We start from the raw sequence: 748 nt of genomic DNA, 5'->3' as shown, positions 1-748 counted from the left end.
GCCCGCGCGGTCGACGGCCACCACCAGCGACTCGCGGGCGGTGATCACCCCTGGCGGCCAGCCGTCGGTGAAGCCGCCCTCGCGCCACAGCCGCAGCGACTCCAGGCCCAGCCGCAGTAACCGTTCTTCGCCGGGCCAACCCTCGCTGTGCGGGGCGAGCATCCCGCCCGCCACCCACGATGCACCCGGTTCGCCGGTGTGGTGCACGACGACCGACCATCCGGCCCGCGCCGCGCGGCGCGCCACCGACAGCCCGATGACACCGCCGCCGATGACGGCCAGTGAGTCTTGCATCCTTTGCTCCCTTCGCCGGCATGACCCGGATCAGGTGTGACGGTAAGGGCGTGCGCGCCCACTCTCAGTCCCCGGTCGCCAGGACTCCCGTGCTCTTCGGGTTCCACGCTAGCGCGCTAGCGTCGCGGTGTGCACCAACCGTCCACCCGCCTCGCTGCGGCCAGGCTGTATCTGTGTACCGACGCGCGCCGCGAGCGCGGCGACCTGGCCGAGTTGGTCGACGCCGCGCTGGCCGGCGGGGTCGACATCGTCCAGCTTCGCGACAAGGGCTCGGCGGGTGAGCAGCGGTTCGGTCCGCTCGAGGCCCGCGCCGAGCTGGCCGCACTCGAGATCCTGGCCGACGCGGCCCGCCGGCACGGCGCCCTGTTCGCGGTCAACGACCGCGCCGACATCGCCCGCGCGGCCGGCGCCGACATCCTGCACCTGGGCCAGGGGGACCTGCCGCCGGCCATGG

Annotated in this window: 2 protein-coding genes and 1 riboswitch; of the genes, one reads left to right on the top strand and one right to left on the bottom strand. The window is 74.1% G+C overall.

The window, feature by feature from the left end; genetic code table 11:
* Nucleotides 1–294 (bottom strand): FAD-dependent oxidoreductase (locus tag A5706_RS15320; protein WP_156767140.1); only part of this gene is annotated, 294 nt, incomplete at its 3' end.
* Nucleotides 285–395, bottom strand: a riboswitch (TPP riboswitch). Its footprint overlaps the gene before it by 10 nt.
* Before the next feature lie 28 nt (nt 396–423).
* Here A5706_RS15320 and A5706_RS15315 point away from each other — a divergent pair.
* Nucleotides 424–748 (top strand): thiamine phosphate synthase (locus A5706_RS15315; protein ID WP_197517841.1); only part of this gene is annotated, 325 nt, incomplete at its 3' end.

The organism is Mycobacterium sp. E796 (genome assembly GCF_001672815.1).
GTDB lineage: Bacteria > Actinomycetota > Actinomycetes > Mycobacteriales > Mycobacteriaceae > Mycobacterium.
This window is presented reverse-complemented; position numbering and strand designations above follow the sequence as displayed.